Below are 16,591 nucleotides of genomic sequence, written 5' to 3' on the forward strand. Positions count from 1 at the left end.
ACTGTGATTTATTATTTCGGTAATAAAAGTGTCAAATTCTCCCGCTACGCTTCCTGATCCCGCGCAACAAAGTGTTTCGCGATGTGCTAAGGCAGTTGGCAACGGGGCTGACTCCTGCTAAAACGTTCGTTCGACATTACTTTCCCTTATCGTTGAACGGCAGAGAATCATGAGTGACAGCCAGACGCTGGTGGTAAAACTCGGTACCAGTGTTTTAACAGGCGGATCGCGCCGCCTAAATCGCGCCCACATTGTTGAGCTTGTACGTCAGTGCGCTCAGTTACATGCCGCAGGGCATCGTATTGTGATTGTGACCTCCGGGGCGATTGCCGCCGGGCGTGAACACCTGGGTTACCCCGAACTTCCCGCGACGATCGCCTCCAAACAGCTGCTGGCCGCCGTGGGACAAAGCCGACTCATTCAACTCTGGGAGCAGCTGTTCTCTATCTATGGCATCCACGTCGGGCAGATGCTGCTGACGCGTGCGGATATGGAAGACAGAGAGCGCTTCCTGAACGCCCGCGATACCCTGCGCGCGCTGCTCGACAACAATATCGTTCCGGTCATTAATGAGAACGATGCCGTTGCTACCGCTGAAATCAAAGTGGGAGATAACGATAACCTTTCTGCGCTGGCCGCCATTCTGGCCGGCGCCGATAAATTACTGCTTCTGACCGATCAGCAGGGGCTGTTCACCGCCGATCCGCGCTCTAACCCGGAAGCCGAGCTGATTACCGACGTTCAAGGTATCGACGATGCGCTGCGCGCCATCGCCGGTGACAGCGTGTCCGGCCTGGGAACGGGCGGGATGGGGACCAAGCTGCAGGCCGCCGACGTGGCGTGCCGCGCCGGTATCGACACCATCATTGCCGCGGGCAGCCGTCCTGGCGTGATTGGCGACGTGATGGAAGGCATCTCCGTCGGCACCCGCTTCCACGCCCAGGAATCCCCGCTGGAAAACCGTAAACGCTGGATATTTGGCGCGCCGCCTGCGGGCGAACTCGTCGTTGATGAAGGGGCGACCGCCGCGATTCTGGAACGAGGAAGTTCATTACTTCCTAAAGGAATTAAAAGCGTGACAGGCAACTTCTCCCGTGGTGAAGTGATCCGTATCCGTAACCTCGAAGGTCGCGACATCGCCCACGGCGTAAGCCGCTATAACAGCGATGCCCTGCGCCGCATCGCGGGTCACCATTCGCAGCAGATCGACGCCATTCTGGGCTATGAATATGGCCCGGTTGCCGTGCATCGCGATGACATGATTATTCGTTAAGGAGCCAGAACATGCTGGAACAAATGGGCGCCGCCGCGAAGGCCGCCTCTTACAAACTGGCGCTCCTTTCCAGCCGCGAAAAAAACCGCGTGCTGGAAAAAATCGCTGATTATCTGGAATCTCAGTCCCAGGAAATTTTGCTCGCCAACGAGCAGGATTTACTGGAAGCGCGCCGCAACGGTCTGAGCGAAGCCATGCTCGACCGTCTGGCGTTGACCCCGGCCCGCCTGAAAGGTATCGCCGACGATGTTCGTCAGGTCTGCAATCTGGCCGACCCGGTAGGGCAGGTGATTGACGGTGGGCTGCTCGACAGCGGTTTACGCCTGGAGCGCCGCCGCGTGCCGCTCGGCGTTATCGGCGTTATTTATGAAGCCCGTCCAAACGTGACGGTGGATGTCGCCTCCCTCTGCCTGAAAACCGGCAACGCCGCTATTCTGCGCGGTGGGAAAGAGACCTGGCGCACCAACGCCGCGACGGTGAAAGTCATTCAGCAGGCGCTGGAAGAGTGTGGCTTACCGGCGGGTGCCGTGCAGGCAATTGAGAGCCCGGACCGCGCGCTGGTCAACGAAATGCTGCGCATGGACAAATACATCGACATGCTGATCCCACGCGGCGGCGCGGGCCTGCACAAGCTGTGCCGCGAGCAGTCGACGATTCCGGTGATCACCGGCGGTATTGGCGTGTGCCACATCGTGGTCGACGACAGCGCTGAGATTGCACCGGCGCTGAAGATTATCGTTAACGCGAAGACCCAGCGTCCAAGCACCTGTAACACCGTTGAAACGCTGCTAGTGCATCAGGACATTGCGAACACTTTCCTTCCGGCCCTGAGCAAACAGATGGCAGAGAGCGGCGTGACGCTGCATGCTGACGCCAGTGCGCTCGCGCTGCTTCAGGATGGCCCGGCTAACGTCGTTCCCGTCAACGCGGAGCAGTACGACGACGAGTTCCTGTCACTGGATCTGAACGTGAAAATCGTGAGCGATCTCGACGATGCGATTGCGCACATCCGTGAGCATGGCACGCAGCATTCTGACGCCATCCTGACGCGCACCCTGCGCAATGCCGATCGCTTTGTGAACGAAGTGGATTCCTCTGCGGTGTATGTGAATGCCTCCACCCGCTTCACCGACGGCGGCCAGTTCGGCCTCGGCGCCGAGGTGGCGGTCAGCACGCAGAAACTGCACGCGCGCGGTCCGATGGGACTGGAAGCGCTGACCACGTACAAGTGGATCGGCTTCGGCGACGATACGATTCGTGCGTAAATAATCACGGGTGATGCAAAAATAGCCGTTTGATTCAAAAGGGCATTGACGCATCACCCGGATAGATCTAACCTTTTGCCCCGTGGTTACACTCGTAACCGGCCTCTCAGGGCCGATATAGCTCAGTTGGTAGAGCAGCGCATTCGTAATGCGAAGGTCGTAGGTTCGACTCCTATTATCGGCACCATCCCTCATAATTTTCTCAAGTCAATTCACATCAACAAAACCTTTCAAAACATACAAATTACGACTGTTTTAGTCGTTTGAGGTCACCCCTTGTCTCATGAAATCAACATGCGATTGGGGGGCAATCAGGGCATCATCTGTTCGGCTTAGTAAATGTGTCCTCGATGATGCTGAATGCCAGTCAGGTAGAAGCCGCTAAAGGTAAAGATATAAGCTATAAACCATCTGATGGAGGTGGCCTGTAATAGAGGTAAAAAACTCAGTATGTTACCTCTCGTTACCTCTCGATTTAATACTTGCTACCAGTGTTACACGTTCAGAACAAAATGGAGGGGAACCAAAATCCTTTCTTCTGGCAGGCAACAGAGGTTTAGCGATGCGAGTGATGACAATTTACTGCCCGGAGTGTATGTCTGCGGCAACGGTGAGGAAAACAAACCGAAAGCACCCCAAATTGTCAGATGTTTTCTGCTATTGTTCAAATGTAGAGTGTGGGCATACGTTTGTGATGAACGTTTCATTCTCACACACGATTAGTCCCAGCGCTTTGCGCGGCCAGGGACGGATTAAAGAGCTAATGGATGCCCTGCCACCGGACGAGCGACAAAAAGCATTAGAACTCCTGATGGCAGCCAAAGAGAGTCACTGAACGGTTCGCCGGGAGTAACTAAAATTTTCCCGGCTTCGGTTCATTAAATTTCAGCTGCTTAAGAAAAAATGTCTATAAGAATCAGTTTTTTAACTTTTAAGTGTGCCATCAATTATCATGAAAAATCTCACCTAAAAATTTATATCCCTTTACTATCAATAGCTTAATTCAAGTGCTTACGATTTTAGAGTAAAGCTGAACTGAAAAAAGCTGAAATTCTTTTCACTCTTTTCAGTTCTCTGCTCGCTGTAAATCCCCAGTTGTGGCGCGGTCTGGCGCTATCATTTGTAAAAAATCCCAACTGAAAAATTTTTGCGATCTGAAAACCGCAGGCGGGTGCGGTGTAGTGCAATTTTGGTCTTTTTCAGTTTTTTCACAACAATGAGTGATTGAACATGAAATGGGCAAAAATAACTTTACCAAACTTAACGTGATGTTTAATATGGGAAAATACAGCAAAAAGATACTCTATTAGAAAGGGAAAAATTATGGATAATGGTTCTGTTACTTTTTTTGATATTAATGCTTTTGGTTTTTATCGTTTAAAACGTAAAGCTAAAGAATTAGATTACAAATATGGAACATTGAATGAGATTTTTGCCGACTTTGAGAATTGGCTGCGAGGTAAGACTATTGAGCAAACCATTCCATGGGATGTAAATACGCATCCTATGCGCTCAAAGACATATTGCAGGGGAGTTGCAATTGACCCCGATACAAACGATATTGTTATTGTTCTATTAAGAGCAGTTGGTGATGGGGCAGGAAATCTACATGGTGTGCGCATTGGTTCGGCTGTAGGAGCTAATGAAAGTGAAACGGTTAAAGCAGGAACTGAAGTCGAGGGAGAGCCTGTAATTTGGGGGGAGCCTTGCTATTATTGGATAATTCCTGAACATAATAAAATTGCTTCTATAATCTTCCCTCATTCTGGTGCTGATACCATAAGGTTTTGTAATTATGTCACGTCTTTCGTTAATAATAATGGTAACGTTGATGGTGTAAAAAAACAAACTACTTCTACACATCAGGATCATCGTCAGCCAGGACGAGTTATTAATACAGTTAAAACTAGATTTGAATATGGTGAAGGGAAAGAACAGTGCAACTGCATATTTAAATTTGAGACCGAACAAACTAAAATGAGAACCGCTGTTAGGAATTTAGAAGCGCTGTTGCCTCAGATAACTCAAACCATAATTAGAGATACAACTACAACACATGTGGAGGACGAGCGTGGTCCTTTACTTCGATTAGCTAGTGAATATCTACCATCTTTATTTGGTGAGGCTCCTCAACTTCAAGCCCCTAAGCGTATCGAAGTCAAAATCGATGGAGCACCTTCGGCAGAAGAAATCGCACTACTTTTCGAACAGAGAACGGATGAAACCGATTGGGCTGACATTGGTTTTAAAATTAAAGATTCTGATATTCCAATATGGTTAACTAAATATATTGTTAAATCAACGTTACCTATAGATTCAGATGGTTTCTCGCATTATTCACCTGAGCGTTTACTTGCAGAAATTAATACAGTCAGAGCCGATATGCTTAATTCTGTAATTGTGCAAGAGGGTGATGTTGAAGGGAGCGAAGAAGATGCTCCTAATATTGCTTTAGAAGATCAAAATCCAGCATTAAACGATCTTGTACAAGTGGTAGGGGAGTAATATGAGTCCTGGAGCTAAAAAAGCCTTACATGAATTGTGGGATGCATCAAAAATTGATGTGTGCTTTCTATTCATTATGGTTATTCTAATTATCATTGTTAGAGATTCATTATCATTTAATGATATTAAAGACGTTGTGGGTACTTTGCAGAATATATCGGCTGCAATATTTACAATTGTTGGGTTATGGGTGGGGTTTCTTTACCCAAACGCTATTCAGAGTATTGTTAATGATAATGTTGATTATATTAAAAACAGTAAGGATGTACCTAGGATTGAGAAACTAATATATGTCATAATAATATCTGCTTTAGTGATGTTAGGGACGCTTGTATTTTACATGCTTAAGTCCTTATTCTATAAAACAGTGATTTACCAAGAATTAAGACAATTTATTAGAGTCATTTCTTTTACTTTGGTTTATTTCTCTTGTTGGCTTCAAGCTCGTTGCATCTTTAGTGTTATCAAGAGTAATTTGCGTTTTGTAAGTAACTTACACGCCCGTATAAGTGAATCTCGAATCAAGCATGATTGACAATTCCCCCTTTGCACCTAATAAAGGTGTTTAGGGGGCATAAATGGGGGCATTAGCGTATTTTTGTTGTTATTTTTTCTTTTAAAACAGTTGTTTATGTTAATGTTTGAATCCTATTATCGCACCATTTTTTACGTAGTCTTCAGACTATCAAATAAACAACATTTGTCCCTTGTGCATCAGCCATTCCTCTCCTCTGACAGTCCCGACAAACCATCACACATCTCCTGCAGCTCATTAAACATCCTTGCCACATGGAAACCATCGCACACCGAATGATGCACCTGCACCGCGAGCGGCAACAGCACTTTTCCATCCTGCTCGTAGTATTTTCCAAACGTGAACATAGGCGAAAAGAAGTTCTTCATGTGCGCAATGTTCATCGTAAAGTTCGTGAACGTTACCCACGGAATAGACGAGACGAAAAAGACGTTTTCCCGGGACTCTTCCTTAGGCCAGTAGGAAAGGCTATTTCCATAGCGGGCCGTATCTTCTGCATACGTGTTCTGGAAGTGATGCATATTGCCGTCATAGTGGCTCCACAGTGACGAAAAGGTCTCCGTTTCTGGGTGGAAAATGGTGTAGCTGGGATGAACTTCATTCCATATGACAAGCTCATTGTCCTTCATGGCCATACGGAACTCAGGATGCCGGTTCATGATGTTAGACAGGAGAAAAATGATCGTCGGGTAAAACTTCCAGCCCACCTCTTTGATATGTTTTCGCAGCGCGGTAATGTCGATCAGAACGGTTTGGTTAATTGTGCATTCAGCAAATGACTGGAAGACTTCAAAATGCTCCTTCCTTGGCCAACGAGATAAATCAACAGGCGTATAGTCCGGGGCTGTTTTTTTCATTGTTTAACCTTTGATTATCAATCGTCTACATGATTTTGGGCCGGAAAAAACCGCACAACCATTTCAACCGTATCTAATCTTCCTGTCAATCTCAGCCTGTGGTTTTCCGAACAGGTATCCCTGCACGAGATCGCAGCCAAGCGCCTGAAGACGTTCAAGCTGCGCTTCGGTTTCTACACCCTCTGCAATGACCCGCATATTGAGGCTTTTCGCCATGCCGGTAATCAACTTAACGATATTAAGGGCATCATCCTGCGTGGATATCGGATTCACAAAGGATTTATCTATCTTAATTTTATCAAAATTAAGTTCACTCAGTCGTGAGAGCGAGGAATATCCGGTTCCGAAATCATCGATAGAAATTTTGACACCCAATGCCCGGAGTTTTTTGAGAATAGTGATCGGCATGTTGCTGTCACTGAAGAGCGAAGACTCTGTTACCTCTAACTCGAGTCGGCTGGCCGGTAGCCCCGTTTCTTTCAGGATGGACTGCACCATCGTGGTAAACGATTTACTGCCTAGCTGAACGGGTGAGACGTTCACCGAGATCCTGGCCGGCACCGCCCAGGACACCGCTTCCCGGCAGGCCATCTCAAGCACCGACCTGCCGATCTCATTGATCATCCCGGTTTTTTCAGCGACGGAAATAAAATAATCTGGCGCGAGAATCCCTTTCACCGGGTGTATCCAGCGAATAAGCGCTTCATAGCCGTAAATTTCATTACTGAATGAGTCAACAATAGGCTGGTAATACACAACGAATTCATTGTGATCGATCGCCAGAGCCATATCATGTTCAAGGGTTCTGCTCTCCTGCAGTCTTTGCAGCATCCACTGCCGGAAGACCTTGATCTGCTGCGAACCTTCTTTTTTCGCTTCGTAGAGGGCCAGATCGGCAAATTTGTAAAGATAATCAGAGCGTCGTTCATTATCTGATAATACGATACCCACGCAGGTGGCAATTTTTATCAGCTGATTATTAATCGTATAGGGCTGGCTGATATGATCGCTGATTTCTTTGGCGCGCGAAACGGCAGCGGTTTCCGTAAGTCCGCTGGAGAGAAGGGCGAATTCATCGCCGCCCAAACGGTAAAATGTATCCGTTGCGCTGCTCATCGAGGTAAGCCGTCGGGATACCTGATTCAGCAGCAAATCTCCCGTATCATGGCCATACGTATCGTTGACCTCTTTGAAGCGGTCTAAATCAAATAACATCACGGTGACTGGGACGTGGTTTTTATCTGCCTGAAGATTAATTTTGTTGAGATCGTCCCAGAAGAAAAGGCGGTTTTTCATGCCGGTGAGGGAGTCATGATAAACATCATACTCCAGCTTCGAGTTCTGAATTTGCAGTTTTTCTTTTGATATTTGAAGTTCGTCTGCCAGGCTTTTCACCTGCATGTGTGCTTTCAGAATGTTTTTATTCTGGTAGATCATTAAGAAGCCAAGAATAAAGCTTAAAATCACCAGAAGCAAAGAAAGTGCGGAATAAATATAGTACAGAATTTGTATTTTTTTATTGGATTCATTAACTGTGTTAATATCTTTTGTTAATGCCGTAGCAGACAGTTGGCTGAGCGGTGCATCGAGTTCATGCATATTTGTCAGGTATGCCTGTAACTCCGGATGGCTCATTTTTTCAAGATGACTATCAAGATAGGCCAGTATTTTTTCTAAGCGTAGAGCGAGCTCCTGATGCGTTTTATCGCTGTCAATGTAGCGACCTAAATCGCCCCCTTTCATTAAATCGCCCTGACTGAGCATAATTTCGAGGCGCATGCGGACCTGGTCTATCGTAACGTCATCAGTATCGGTTGCGTATAGACCAAGCCATGATTCAAAACGGTAATACTCTGATACCAGTTGTGCCACGGACCAGGACTCAGTGTATTGAGTCAGTTTTTGCAATTCCTGCTGTCGATCATAAACAAGGTATGCAATATATCCTGTCGTGATAAAAAGAGAAAAAATGATACCAACCAGTATCCTGTTCATTATGTTCTCCTGAACGACTACTCAATCTTCATTTTGCTTACCTGCCATGCTGATCGTGAGTAATAAATCTGATTATTCAACTCAGGAAGACTGTCATAGGGGTATACAATGAACGATGGGCCTTTATCGCGGATGCGCATATATTCGCCATTGACCTTTAAGGCAAGGATGGCGTTGTATTTTTTAAAGTCGCTAAGAGGGATGACGGTTGAGTAATCATTAAGCGCAATAACATTAACGTTCGTACCTTTTGCACCAACATAATCCATGAGCTTGCTCATGGGGACACCCTCAAACTTCGTACGGCCGTTATACCAGGGGGAGGTCGTCTCGAAACTCACTACTCCGAGTTTTTCAAGGCTGGCGAGATCAAACACTGCTTTTCCATTTTCATTGGTATTTTCTATATTACCGTAAATCGTTAAAATGGGTTTACCAACTGGTTTTGGCAGGTCGCCAGCCCAGGTTACACTTTGTACCAGACAGCATAACAGCAGTAGGGTTAATCGCATTTTGACCTCCACCTTTTTAACAGAAGTATAAGAATTATAATTTAGATATCACACGAGTTGATATATTTTGTTGGGGAGTAGGGGGTTTTATCGTTTTTATTGGTGAAATCTCATTTTAATCAATGGTTTAGGTGTTGAGGGTGTCAGGGTGTTTGATACTCGAGGAACGCTTAACTTTTTGATAAAAGCCAAAATTGCGGGCATAAATGCTCTTCTGTTTAAAAAATAATCGCTTTAATTGAGAGATATTATCTTCCACGATAATTGTGGGGTGTCCGCGGCTTTTTGGAGCGCGAATCTGGAGACTAAATACGCGCCCCGGTTGTGTGCGCTGTTTCAGGATGGCGATGATAAGCGAGGACACGAACATTCTGATTGTGCGTGTCACCTGCCGCTTGCCTTACTTTACGTCATCTCGGGTGGCTGACGCAGACTTACCCCCTTTCGCCATGCTGGCAAACACTGCGTCCCGGTAGATCCACGCATGAACGAGTGCGGCGGAGAGATGGACCAGCACCACGGCAAAAAGCAACTTTGCCAGAAGGCTATGGGCGTCGTGGCACCAGGCATAGAGTGCTGGACTGGTCGGGACAATTGCCGGCAGGTTGACGCCATCAACCATCACAATCGGCAGGCCTGCTGCCGACAGCTGCGCCCAGCCCAGCAGCGGCATTGCCAGCATTAACCCATACAGCATCCAGTGTGATGCCTTTGCGGCAAGCAGCTGCCAGACGGGCAAATCGGCAGGAAGTGGGGGCGTGCGGCTCAAAAGTCGATTGACCAGACGAACCAGTGCCAGAAGTAAAATGGCGATACCCAGCGGCCGGTGGAGGTCGATTAGCCAAATCCGGTGATGTAACGACGTCATCATCGCGGCACCGATGAAAAGCATGGCCAGGATCATCACCGCCATCAGCCAGTGCAGGCTTCGCGCCAGGGTATTGAAATTCTGCGGCGCGCGCGCTCGCATATCTTTATTTGAGCTCATTTTACCTCCTGCTTTTGCACGGCTTCGGTGGCCTTGCCGTAGCCGATTTCCCGCTCACGACGGCTGAAAGAGTGGGAGTAGGCTGCGGAGCGGGCGTTCAAGATGGGATCGTCAGACACCGCAACGCCTGCAGGTACGACAGAAGGATCAAAGTTAATGTCGCGGCACGCGCCTGTAGATTGTGCTTCGACCCGCGCTACTTCCAGCGTGCCGGCGACCACCTTTTTGCGATCGTCCGGCCATGGCTGGGAAGGGTCATCCACCGGATCGCCCGGCTGTGCGAGCTGCAAAACGTAATCCCAGTAGAGTGGCTTCTGCGCCAGGCGCTGACGCAGATTTTCGAACAGGAAGTTGTCATCGGCTTTCTGTCGTTGCTCATCGCTTATCAACAGGAAAGGCTCGTGCGGACGCATCATCCAGCGAACGGCCTGACGGTCCCCCTGCGCGTTCACAAGGTAAAAGGCGTTAATGCTGTAAAACGTCGCCCCCGCGAAGCTGCCGGGCGCGGGTTTTTGTGCCGCCCATTTTAGGTATTTCTCCGCCTCCGGGTACGCTTTCAAAAAGTCTTTGAGACGCTGCGGATCCGGTTTGCCGGTGGCCGCATCAACGGCCGTGGCTTTTCGCAAGGCCAGAAAACCTTCCGGGCTGTGCGTGGCGAAGAAAGGCTCGTTGTTCATTGCCATCCGCCATTGTTGCTTATCATCTGTCTTCAGCAGCAGCGCCATGCTCAGGGTTTTGGTCGTACTATCCGGGGCATGCGGATCGCCGGTACCAATAGAGAATCGGCCCACCACGGGCACTTCCTGCTGCGAGAAGAGGCGGGAGGTTGAAAGAGAAGCCGCCGAGCCGTTTGGCGTAAAGGTGCCGGCAAAGCAGATGCCTTTTCCATGCGCGCGGCGAAAACCCGGCGGGAAGGGTTTCGGTGTTTCCCCTACCAGTGCCTGGCTCACCGTGCGCGACCCAAGCCAGCCCGCCGTCCATGCAAAAGCAGATGCCAGCGTACCGGCGACAACGGCGATCGCTGCCAGCGCGCCCCAGGTGTTTTTGGACCTCAAATCCAGTTTCGACATAGACGTTTTTCCAGAACAAAATATCTTCACCTGCCATGTGCAACGTATTGCGCGTGACAGGTGTTAATACAGTGGCGAATATGGCTCGAGTATAGGAACTAAGGGGCGTAAAGAAAGAATATCACGAAAAGTTTAAACCTTTCCGCTGTCAAAAAGACCGGGTTAATCATCGTGGCGGAAGTTGTGACCGAGTCGGTGACCCAGCGAGAAATAGTGGCGAAATAGATAATAGAGGGGGTTCCATTTCTCCACATTAAATTTCACCCCTCGCTGAGTACGAATTAATAATGCCTCAGATATGTGGATGCAGGTTATCGAGGCATCAACGGACACCAGGTTCCCCTGCGAACCGGTCAGGGGCGCTATCCCGCCAACCTTAGCCTCTATTTGTACAGGACACTCTTTAATTCTCAACGAGTTAATCGTCACCGCCTTTTCCTTATGGAAATTCCCGCCGCTAAATTTGTCCTGTTCAAAAACATATCCCATCTTTTTCTTCCATTCCGGTGGCGATGCTTTTCCCGTTTTATTTGCGATAGCTTCAATATTCTGCCAGAGCCTGCTGTCCGGTATGTTCAGAACAATATCGGGGTTACCCGTGATATTTTCATAACACTTTCCGGAGGTGCCAAGCCCGAACACGATATTTCGGTCAAGGATCCACCACGAGGAGATCGGGCTCAGGTTGGTTGAACCGTCAGGATTTTGGCTGGAGATAATGGCGACCGGTGTACCAAAATATAAAGAAGCAAAATCGACCTGCTGGGTTTTCATTTTATCATCCTCTGATTAACGAAGGCCCAGTCTACGTTGTGCAAACGTGCGTTACTTCGGTGAAGCGCGAAGTAAAACGCACCTCACGGAATTTCCAGGAGCGCAATGTTAACCACTTCTTTCTGAGCAGGGGGAAGACATCACGTTCAGCCTTTAAGGAAATAAGAACCTGTGAAATTATGAGCCAATATATGCAGGTCTCCTGGTTTACTTGCCCTTATTTTTGTAAAGCATCGAGACGCAAGCGCCACAAATCATAGCGTTCTTCTCCCGGTTTAACGGTTCCCGCGAAGTGGTCATTGAGGCGACTCGAGGTAAATACCAGGTCTCCGTTCGGACGGATTGCCGGCGTGTCTGGCCAGCGCACCTCTTCGCTTGCTGCAATCAGCGACATGGAATGGGTTTCAGGATCGTATCTGACGATACCATTGCGTGTGACATCGGTAATGTAGAGGTTACCTTTTACATCTGTCACCATTCCGTCGGTGTTGCCCCCCACGCGACCCAGATCGCGGATCTGCCCGGCGATTTGCGCATTGGTTGACGCAGGCTGCCTCAGTATCGCAGTCGGTACCGCATAGGCGTGCGTGCCGGTTGTCACCGTCCAGTACAGCGTGCCCGCATCGGGTGAAAGCGCAATGCCATTGATACCTATCAGTAATGGTTTACCAGGCCAGACTTCAGTCCCGTGCGAGACGACGTTAACGCCAGGCTCAATCTGCAGCGCAGGGTGACGATCGAGCACGCGCCGGGCCGTACCGGTAGCGAAATCAACGATAATTAGTCCCACCTGGTTTTCAGGCGCACTCCGCGAGCCGCTGTCGGAGATATAGGCGACACGGCGGTTCTCATCGACCACCACATCATTAAGGAAACTTGCCTTGCGGTCCGCTACGCCGTCCAGGGCGATGCGTTTGATGGTACGGCCAGAGTGGAGATCCAGCACGACCAGTTTCTGCGCCCCCACGGGGGACTCTGTTTCGCCTGCAACAAACCCCATGTCCAGCGCCCATAGCCAGCCGTTTTTACGGTCAATATAAAAACCGAGCACGTTGCGCAGGCTCTGAGCCGGATCGGTGTTCACCGCATTCCCCTCGCGGGAGGGAAACGCCGTCAGGCGGGCAGGGCCAGACTGCGCCGTCGTATCCAGAATGCTTAACGTGGCGGGTGCTGCGGCGGAAACCAGCCGGGGCGTGCTGACAAAGGCACGGTCCATTGCATCAAAGTGGATACCCGCAATAGGGGCATTGACCGAACCGGAAAACGTCGCAGGTATCTTTCCGTTTGTAGCGGTTTCCCAGCTCACGCCGGTGTAGCTTCGCCAGCGCTCCAGAAGCGGGTGGTTCGCCGCGTTAACAACACTCGGGAAAGAGAACAACGCCGCCATTGCGATGGCGGGCAGAATAAGGGGGCGGTTGAACATTGACAGGCTCCAGTGGCACGTTCAGGTGATGAATGCTGGCCACTTTACTCATCGCCCAACGGGAGATAAATTAGCCGAATTGAAAAACATTTGTTCCTGAGAGAGCAAAATGAGCCGGAAATTCGATTACCTCGGCGACGTTGAAGTCTTCATTGCTGTGGTTGAGCACGGCTCGTTTACTGCCGCAGCGGTTGCCCTTTCAACCACCCCTTCGGTACTGAGCCGAGCGGTCACCCGCCTGGAAGCGCGCCTTGGACGGCAGCTGTTACAGCGCACGACCCGCCGGGTGGGGCTGACCGAAGCCGGACGCGTCTATCTTGAGCAGGCTCGCTCAGCGTTTTCTCTGCTCGATGACGCCGAACGCGTTGGCCGGGGTCAGGAGGGCGATCTGACCGGTCGCGTGAGAATGAGCGTCCCGACCACCTATGCCCACTACCGCCTGCCGCCGCTGCTGGCGCACTATAATCAATGCTACCCACGCGTACAGGTGGAGCTGAACATTACCAATCGCAACGTTGACCTGATCGCTGAGGGGTTCGATCTTGCGATCCGTCTGGGACAGTTGCCTGACAGTGGACTTGTGGCGCGTAAGCTGGAAGACGCGGCCTTGCTCCTGGTCGCCTCCCCGGACTACCTGCATCGGAGAGGAAAGCCTCAGGCGCTGGAAGAGCTGCAGGGCCATCAGTGCCTGCCGTTTATCATGCCGCGCACCGGGCGTATCGCCCCCTGGGTATTTCATGATGAAGGGCGCGATATTGACTGGATGCCGTGTTCAACTATCGAAATATCAGACGATGTACTCGGCGTGGTTTCGCTGGCGGAGCAGGGGATGGGGATCTGTCAGAGCTATGAATTTATCGTCCGCGACAGAATACAGGGCGGCCAGTTAGTTGAGGTGCTGCCGCACCTTCGGGGACGATCGCGACCTTTCTCCGTGCTGTTTGCCCCGCACCGACGTCAGTCAGCAGCTACCCGGGCAATGATTGACCTTCTGACCCGACAAGAATGACAAGGACGAGTCCACCATGAAAAAAGCGCGTTTTTCCTTTTGGATCCCTCTCATCGCGGGCGGGATAGGACTGATATCGGGTTTTGTGGTCTGGTCAGTCAACATTTACCGCGTGACATACCTTTCGATCCGCGGGGAGCAGTACCTTGCCTGTGGGGCGTTCCTGCTGGCACTGGTGGCGATGATCTATTTCATCAGAAAGGGGAGACTGAAAGGTAAGCGCCTTGCTGACGCGGTAAAAATCTACCTTGGCTTCTTTATCTGCAGCCTGCCGGTTGCCATGTTCGTGGTCTTTACAACGGCCTGGCTGCTGGAGGGGGACTATTCGGCCTGGAGCAAACCTTACCGGTATGAATCCAGTACCCGCCACACCTGCTCGGGTGCGGAAGTCTACGAGCCGGAATTAAAGAAAGAGATCCGCATCTGTAACCCGCAGGGTAACGTTTATTCCGATACCACCCTGTATGTGGAAAAGCGGAGCAATGCCCTGGGGATTGTCGTGCTTTGGGCTATAACCCGCGCCTGAATCGGGGAAAGTCAGAGCGCGAGAATCAGCGTCAGCCCGCCTCCAGCATCCCAAAACTCACAATCCGCGCGCGTCCCAGCTCTTTTGCCCGGTATAGCGCCACATCCGCAGCGCGCAGCAGGTTGTCGGTCTGGGCATGTTGCGGATAGCTGGCAATGCCAATCGACACGTCCACCGGCCCAATCTCGGTCAGCCCGTAGCGAAGCGACAGCTCATGCACGCCTGTGTAAATCTTCTGCGCGCAGGCGTACGCTTCTGCTTCATCGGCACCGGAAAGCAGCACCAGAAACTCCTCGCCGCCGTAGCGGAATGCCAGCCCATTGTCATGTGCGGCGCGCTGAACAATTGACGCCACGCTTTTGATCACCAGATCGCCCGCTTCATGACCGAACCGATCGTTAATACTCTTGAAGTGGTCGATATCAATCATCATGCAGCTTAACGGCACGCCGGTGCGTATCGCCTGTGCCGTTTGGGTTTGCAGGGTATCTTCCAGATGGTGACGATTACGCAGGCCGGTGAGCGGGTCAAACAACGCTTTTTCCAGCAGCGCGTCGCGCAGACGCTGGTTGGCCAACGCCAGCCCGAGCGCCTCGGCCATCAGCTCCAGATACGCGCGGGAAGGGGCATTATCCGCCATAATATTCTGGAAGGAGAGCAGGCCAATGGCCTCGCCCTGAGCGATAAGCGGCACGCAAAGCGCGCTTTCCGCCTGGGATGCCGGAAGATGATAACAGGCAATATCCGGCTCGCCGTTCACCGGTGGGTGACTCTGCCCGCGACGCACGGCCCAGCACTCGTCCGGATGGAACGTCGTCTCTTCACCAACCGGCGAAAGCCACTGCGCGACGCAGCGCATCTGCCACGGCTCGCGGTCAAGGACGTAGAGTCGGCCCGCGATCCCCGGCGCGATATTGGGGGCAAACAGCTCCGCCACGTTAATCACATCGTTAAAGTTCTCACACCCCTGCAGCCGCTGGGTCATGCGCGCCAGCAGCTCGCGGATGGCCCAGTCGGCATCGCGCTCTTTTTCCAGACGCTGCCGCGCCAGGCCGTTTTCACGGAAGATGCTAATGGCCTGAGCCATATCGCCTATCTCATCGATCTGGTTGAAATTGGGTGTTTCAACCGCGTAATCCTGGGATGCCAGACGGTGCACCACGTCGCTCAGGCGCACCACGGGGCGTAGCACGCGGCGCTTTAATATAAAGCCGAGCACAAACAGGAACAGCAGGGCGGTCAGGCCAACCGTCAGCTCAGAGGCGGTACGCAGCGCTTTCGATTTTTTTGTCGCCTCCTGAACGGCGGCGATGACGCGCTTGTCGAGTATCTGGCGAAAGTGATCGATCTGATTCTGCGCGCGATCCAGCTCCTGCTCATAGGGCTGACCATAGAGCAAGGCTACGGCCTGGGCGTCTTCACCGCGTTCCAGGCTTTCGAGGGCGGTTTGCTGCTCGTCCTGCAGTTCATCGACGATCTTTATTCCTTCATGCAGCAGGGCCAGTTCCTCATCCGATGCGCCGTTATCCTGCAGCTTTTCCAGCCGAAGCTCGATGCGCTTCAGGCTGTTTTCTGCCTGGTTATATTCCTTGAGCACCTGAGGATCTTTTTTGATGACGTACAGCCGCGCTAAATCAGACTGCGCCCAGATATCGGTTTCGATATCTTCCGTCAGCTGATCAAATTTCTGCCGCTGTTCAACGGCCTGACGTTCGAGGGTATCCGCACTGGACGCCATCAGCATGATGATGCCGGAGGCGATGGTCAGGCAGACCGTGGCCCCATAGGCCCAGTTTGTTATCGTCGCGATTCGCACCAGATGATCCTTTTACGACATGAGTAGGATGGCGTTCTTCAAA

General features: G+C 50.9%; 15 protein-coding genes and 1 tRNA gene. 8 read left to right on the forward strand and 8 right to left on the reverse strand.

Going from position 1 to position 16,591, the window contains the following annotated elements; genetic code table 11:
* Positions 1-169 precede the first annotated feature (169 nt).
* The 6 genes from proB (at position 170) to V1587_RS06930 (ending at position 5,578) form a co-directional block, all read left to right on the forward strand.
* The gene (proB, locus tag V1587_RS06905) at positions 170-1,273 is read left to right on the forward strand and encodes a glutamate 5-kinase (protein ID WP_023310508.1); all 1,104 of its coding nucleotides are present in this window, start codon (positions 170-172) and stop codon (positions 1,271-1,273) included.
* Between the two features lie 11 nt (positions 1,274-1,284).
* A complete protein-coding gene (gene proA, locus V1587_RS06910) occupies positions 1,285-2,538 on the forward strand; it encodes a glutamate-5-semialdehyde dehydrogenase (protein ID WP_032646979.1) in 1,254 nt (417 codons plus the stop codon).
* Positions 2,539-2,649: 111 nt separating this feature from the next.
* Positions 2,650-2,725, forward strand: a tRNA-Thr gene (locus V1587_RS06915).
* Positions 2,726-3,100: 375 nt separating this feature from the next.
* Complete coding sequence (locus tag V1587_RS06920) at positions 3,101-3,373, forward strand: ogr/Delta-like zinc finger family protein (protein WP_395314541.1); 273 nt, start codon at positions 3,101-3,103, stop codon at positions 3,371-3,373.
* Positions 3,374-3,861: 488 nt separating this feature from the next.
* Positions 3,862-5,043, forward strand: coding sequence for a hypothetical protein (locus V1587_RS06925; RefSeq protein ID WP_395314542.1), 1,182 nt, complete (start codon positions 3,862-3,864; stop codon positions 5,041-5,043).
* A gap of 1 nt (position 5,044) precedes the next feature.
* Positions 5,045-5,578, forward strand: coding sequence for a hypothetical protein (locus V1587_RS06930; protein ID WP_395314543.1), 534 nt, complete (start codon positions 5,045-5,047; stop codon positions 5,576-5,578).
* A 179-nt stretch (positions 5,579-5,757) separates the two neighbouring features.
* Here V1587_RS06930 and catA read toward each other — a convergent pair whose 3' ends face one another.
* The 7 genes from catA to V1587_RS06965 form a co-directional block, all read right to left on the reverse strand.
* Positions 5,758-6,435 carry a type A chloramphenicol O-acetyltransferase gene (gene catA / locus V1587_RS06935; RefSeq protein ID WP_371899767.1) on the reverse strand — a complete coding sequence of 226 codons (678 nt, stop codon included), beginning with the start codon at positions 6,433-6,435 and terminating at the stop codon, positions 5,758-5,760.
* Between the two features lie 63 nt (positions 6,436-6,498).
* Positions 6,499-8,430, reverse strand: a complete 1,932-nt coding sequence (locus tag V1587_RS06940; RefSeq protein WP_371899766.1) for an EAL domain-containing protein — start codon at positions 8,428-8,430, stop codon at positions 6,499-6,501.
* Positions 8,431-8,447: 17 nt separating this feature from the next.
* Complete coding sequence (locus V1587_RS06945) at positions 8,448-8,942, reverse strand: molybdopterin-dependent oxidoreductase (RefSeq protein WP_024909477.1); 495 nt, start codon at positions 8,940-8,942, stop codon at positions 8,448-8,450.
* A 400-nt stretch (positions 8,943-9,342) separates the two neighbouring features.
* Positions 9,343-9,930 (reverse strand): cytochrome b, encoded by a 588-nt coding sequence (locus V1587_RS06950; protein ID WP_371899765.1) that lies wholly within the window; start codon positions 9,928-9,930, stop codon positions 9,343-9,345.
* A complete protein-coding gene (locus V1587_RS06955; protein ID WP_371899764.1) occupies positions 9,927-11,000 on the reverse strand; it encodes a catalase family peroxidase in 1,074 nt (357 codons plus the stop codon). The genes V1587_RS06950 and V1587_RS06955 overlap by 4 nt, the downstream gene beginning before the upstream one ends.
* Before the next feature lie 162 nt (positions 11,001-11,162).
* Positions 11,163-11,774, reverse strand: coding sequence for a flavin reductase family protein (locus V1587_RS06960; RefSeq protein ID WP_371899763.1), 612 nt, complete (start codon positions 11,772-11,774; stop codon positions 11,163-11,165).
* Between the two features lie 217 nt (positions 11,775-11,991).
* Positions 11,992-13,197 (reverse strand): L-dopachrome tautomerase-related protein, encoded by a 1,206-nt coding sequence (locus tag V1587_RS06965; protein ID WP_371899762.1) that lies wholly within the window; start codon positions 13,195-13,197, stop codon positions 11,992-11,994.
* 109 nt (positions 13,198-13,306) lie between these two features.
* Here V1587_RS06965 and V1587_RS06970 point away from each other — a divergent pair, with 109 nt between their 5' ends.
* Positions 13,307-14,206, forward strand: coding sequence for a LysR family transcriptional regulator (locus V1587_RS06970; RefSeq protein ID WP_371899761.1), 900 nt, complete (start codon positions 13,307-13,309; stop codon positions 14,204-14,206).
* 16 nt (positions 14,207-14,222) lie between these two features.
* On the forward strand, positions 14,223-14,732 hold the full coding sequence (locus V1587_RS06975; protein WP_371899760.1) for a hypothetical protein: 510 nt from the start codon (positions 14,223-14,225) through the stop codon (positions 14,730-14,732).
* 31 nt (positions 14,733-14,763) lie between these two features.
* Here the strand turns inward: V1587_RS06975 and V1587_RS06980 are convergent, their stop codons facing one another.
* Positions 14,764-16,548: a diguanylate cyclase gene (locus V1587_RS06980; RefSeq protein ID WP_371899759.1), complete on the reverse strand. Its 1,785-nt coding sequence runs from the start codon at positions 16,546-16,548 to the stop codon at positions 14,764-14,766.
* Positions 16,549-16,591 lie beyond the last annotated feature (43 nt).

The sequence above is a fragment of the Enterobacter sp. ECC-249 genome, assembly GCF_043965265.1.
GTDB lineage: Bacteria > Pseudomonadota > Gammaproteobacteria > Enterobacterales > Enterobacteriaceae > Enterobacter > Enterobacter quasiroggenkampii.

Coding starts and splice junctions, on each gene's coding strand:
- proA (WP_032646979.1), top strand. CDS start 1,285: ATGCTGGAACAAATGGGCGCCGCCGCGAAGGCCGCCTCTTACAAACTG.
- V1587_RS06955 (WP_371899764.1), bottom strand. CDS start 11,000: ATGTCGAAACTGGATTTGAGGTCCAAAAACACCTGGGGCGCGCTGGCA.
- catA (WP_371899767.1), bottom strand. CDS start 6,435: ATGAAAAAAACAGCCCCGGACTATACGCCTGTTGATTTATCTCGTTGG.
- V1587_RS06950 (WP_371899765.1), bottom strand. CDS start 9,930: ATGAGCTCAAATAAAGATATGCGAGCGCGCGCGCCGCAGAATTTCAAT.
- V1587_RS06945 (WP_024909477.1), bottom strand. CDS start 8,942: ATGCGATTAACCCTACTGCTGTTATGCTGTCTGGTACAAAGTGTAACC.
- V1587_RS06975 (WP_371899760.1), top strand. CDS start 14,223: ATGAAAAAAGCGCGTTTTTCCTTTTGGATCCCTCTCATCGCGGGCGGG.
- V1587_RS06970 (WP_371899761.1), top strand. CDS start 13,307: ATGAGCCGGAAATTCGATTACCTCGGCGACGTTGAAGTCTTCATTGCT.
- V1587_RS06960 (WP_371899763.1), bottom strand. CDS start 11,774: ATGAAAACCCAGCAGGTCGATTTTGCTTCTTTATATTTTGGTACACCG.
- V1587_RS06920 (WP_395314541.1), top strand. CDS start 3,101: ATGCGAGTGATGACAATTTACTGCCCGGAGTGTATGTCTGCGGCAACG.
- V1587_RS06965 (WP_371899762.1), bottom strand. CDS start 13,197: ATGTTCAACCGCCCCCTTATTCTGCCCGCCATCGCAATGGCGGCGTTG.
- V1587_RS06940 (WP_371899766.1), bottom strand. CDS start 8,430: ATGAACAGGATACTGGTTGGTATCATTTTTTCTCTTTTTATCACGACA.
- proB (WP_023310508.1), top strand. CDS start 170: ATGAGTGACAGCCAGACGCTGGTGGTAAAACTCGGTACCAGTGTTTTA.
- V1587_RS06925 (WP_395314542.1), top strand. CDS start 3,862: ATGGATAATGGTTCTGTTACTTTTTTTGATATTAATGCTTTTGGTTTT.
- V1587_RS06930 (WP_395314543.1), top strand. CDS start 5,045: ATGAGTCCTGGAGCTAAAAAAGCCTTACATGAATTGTGGGATGCATCA.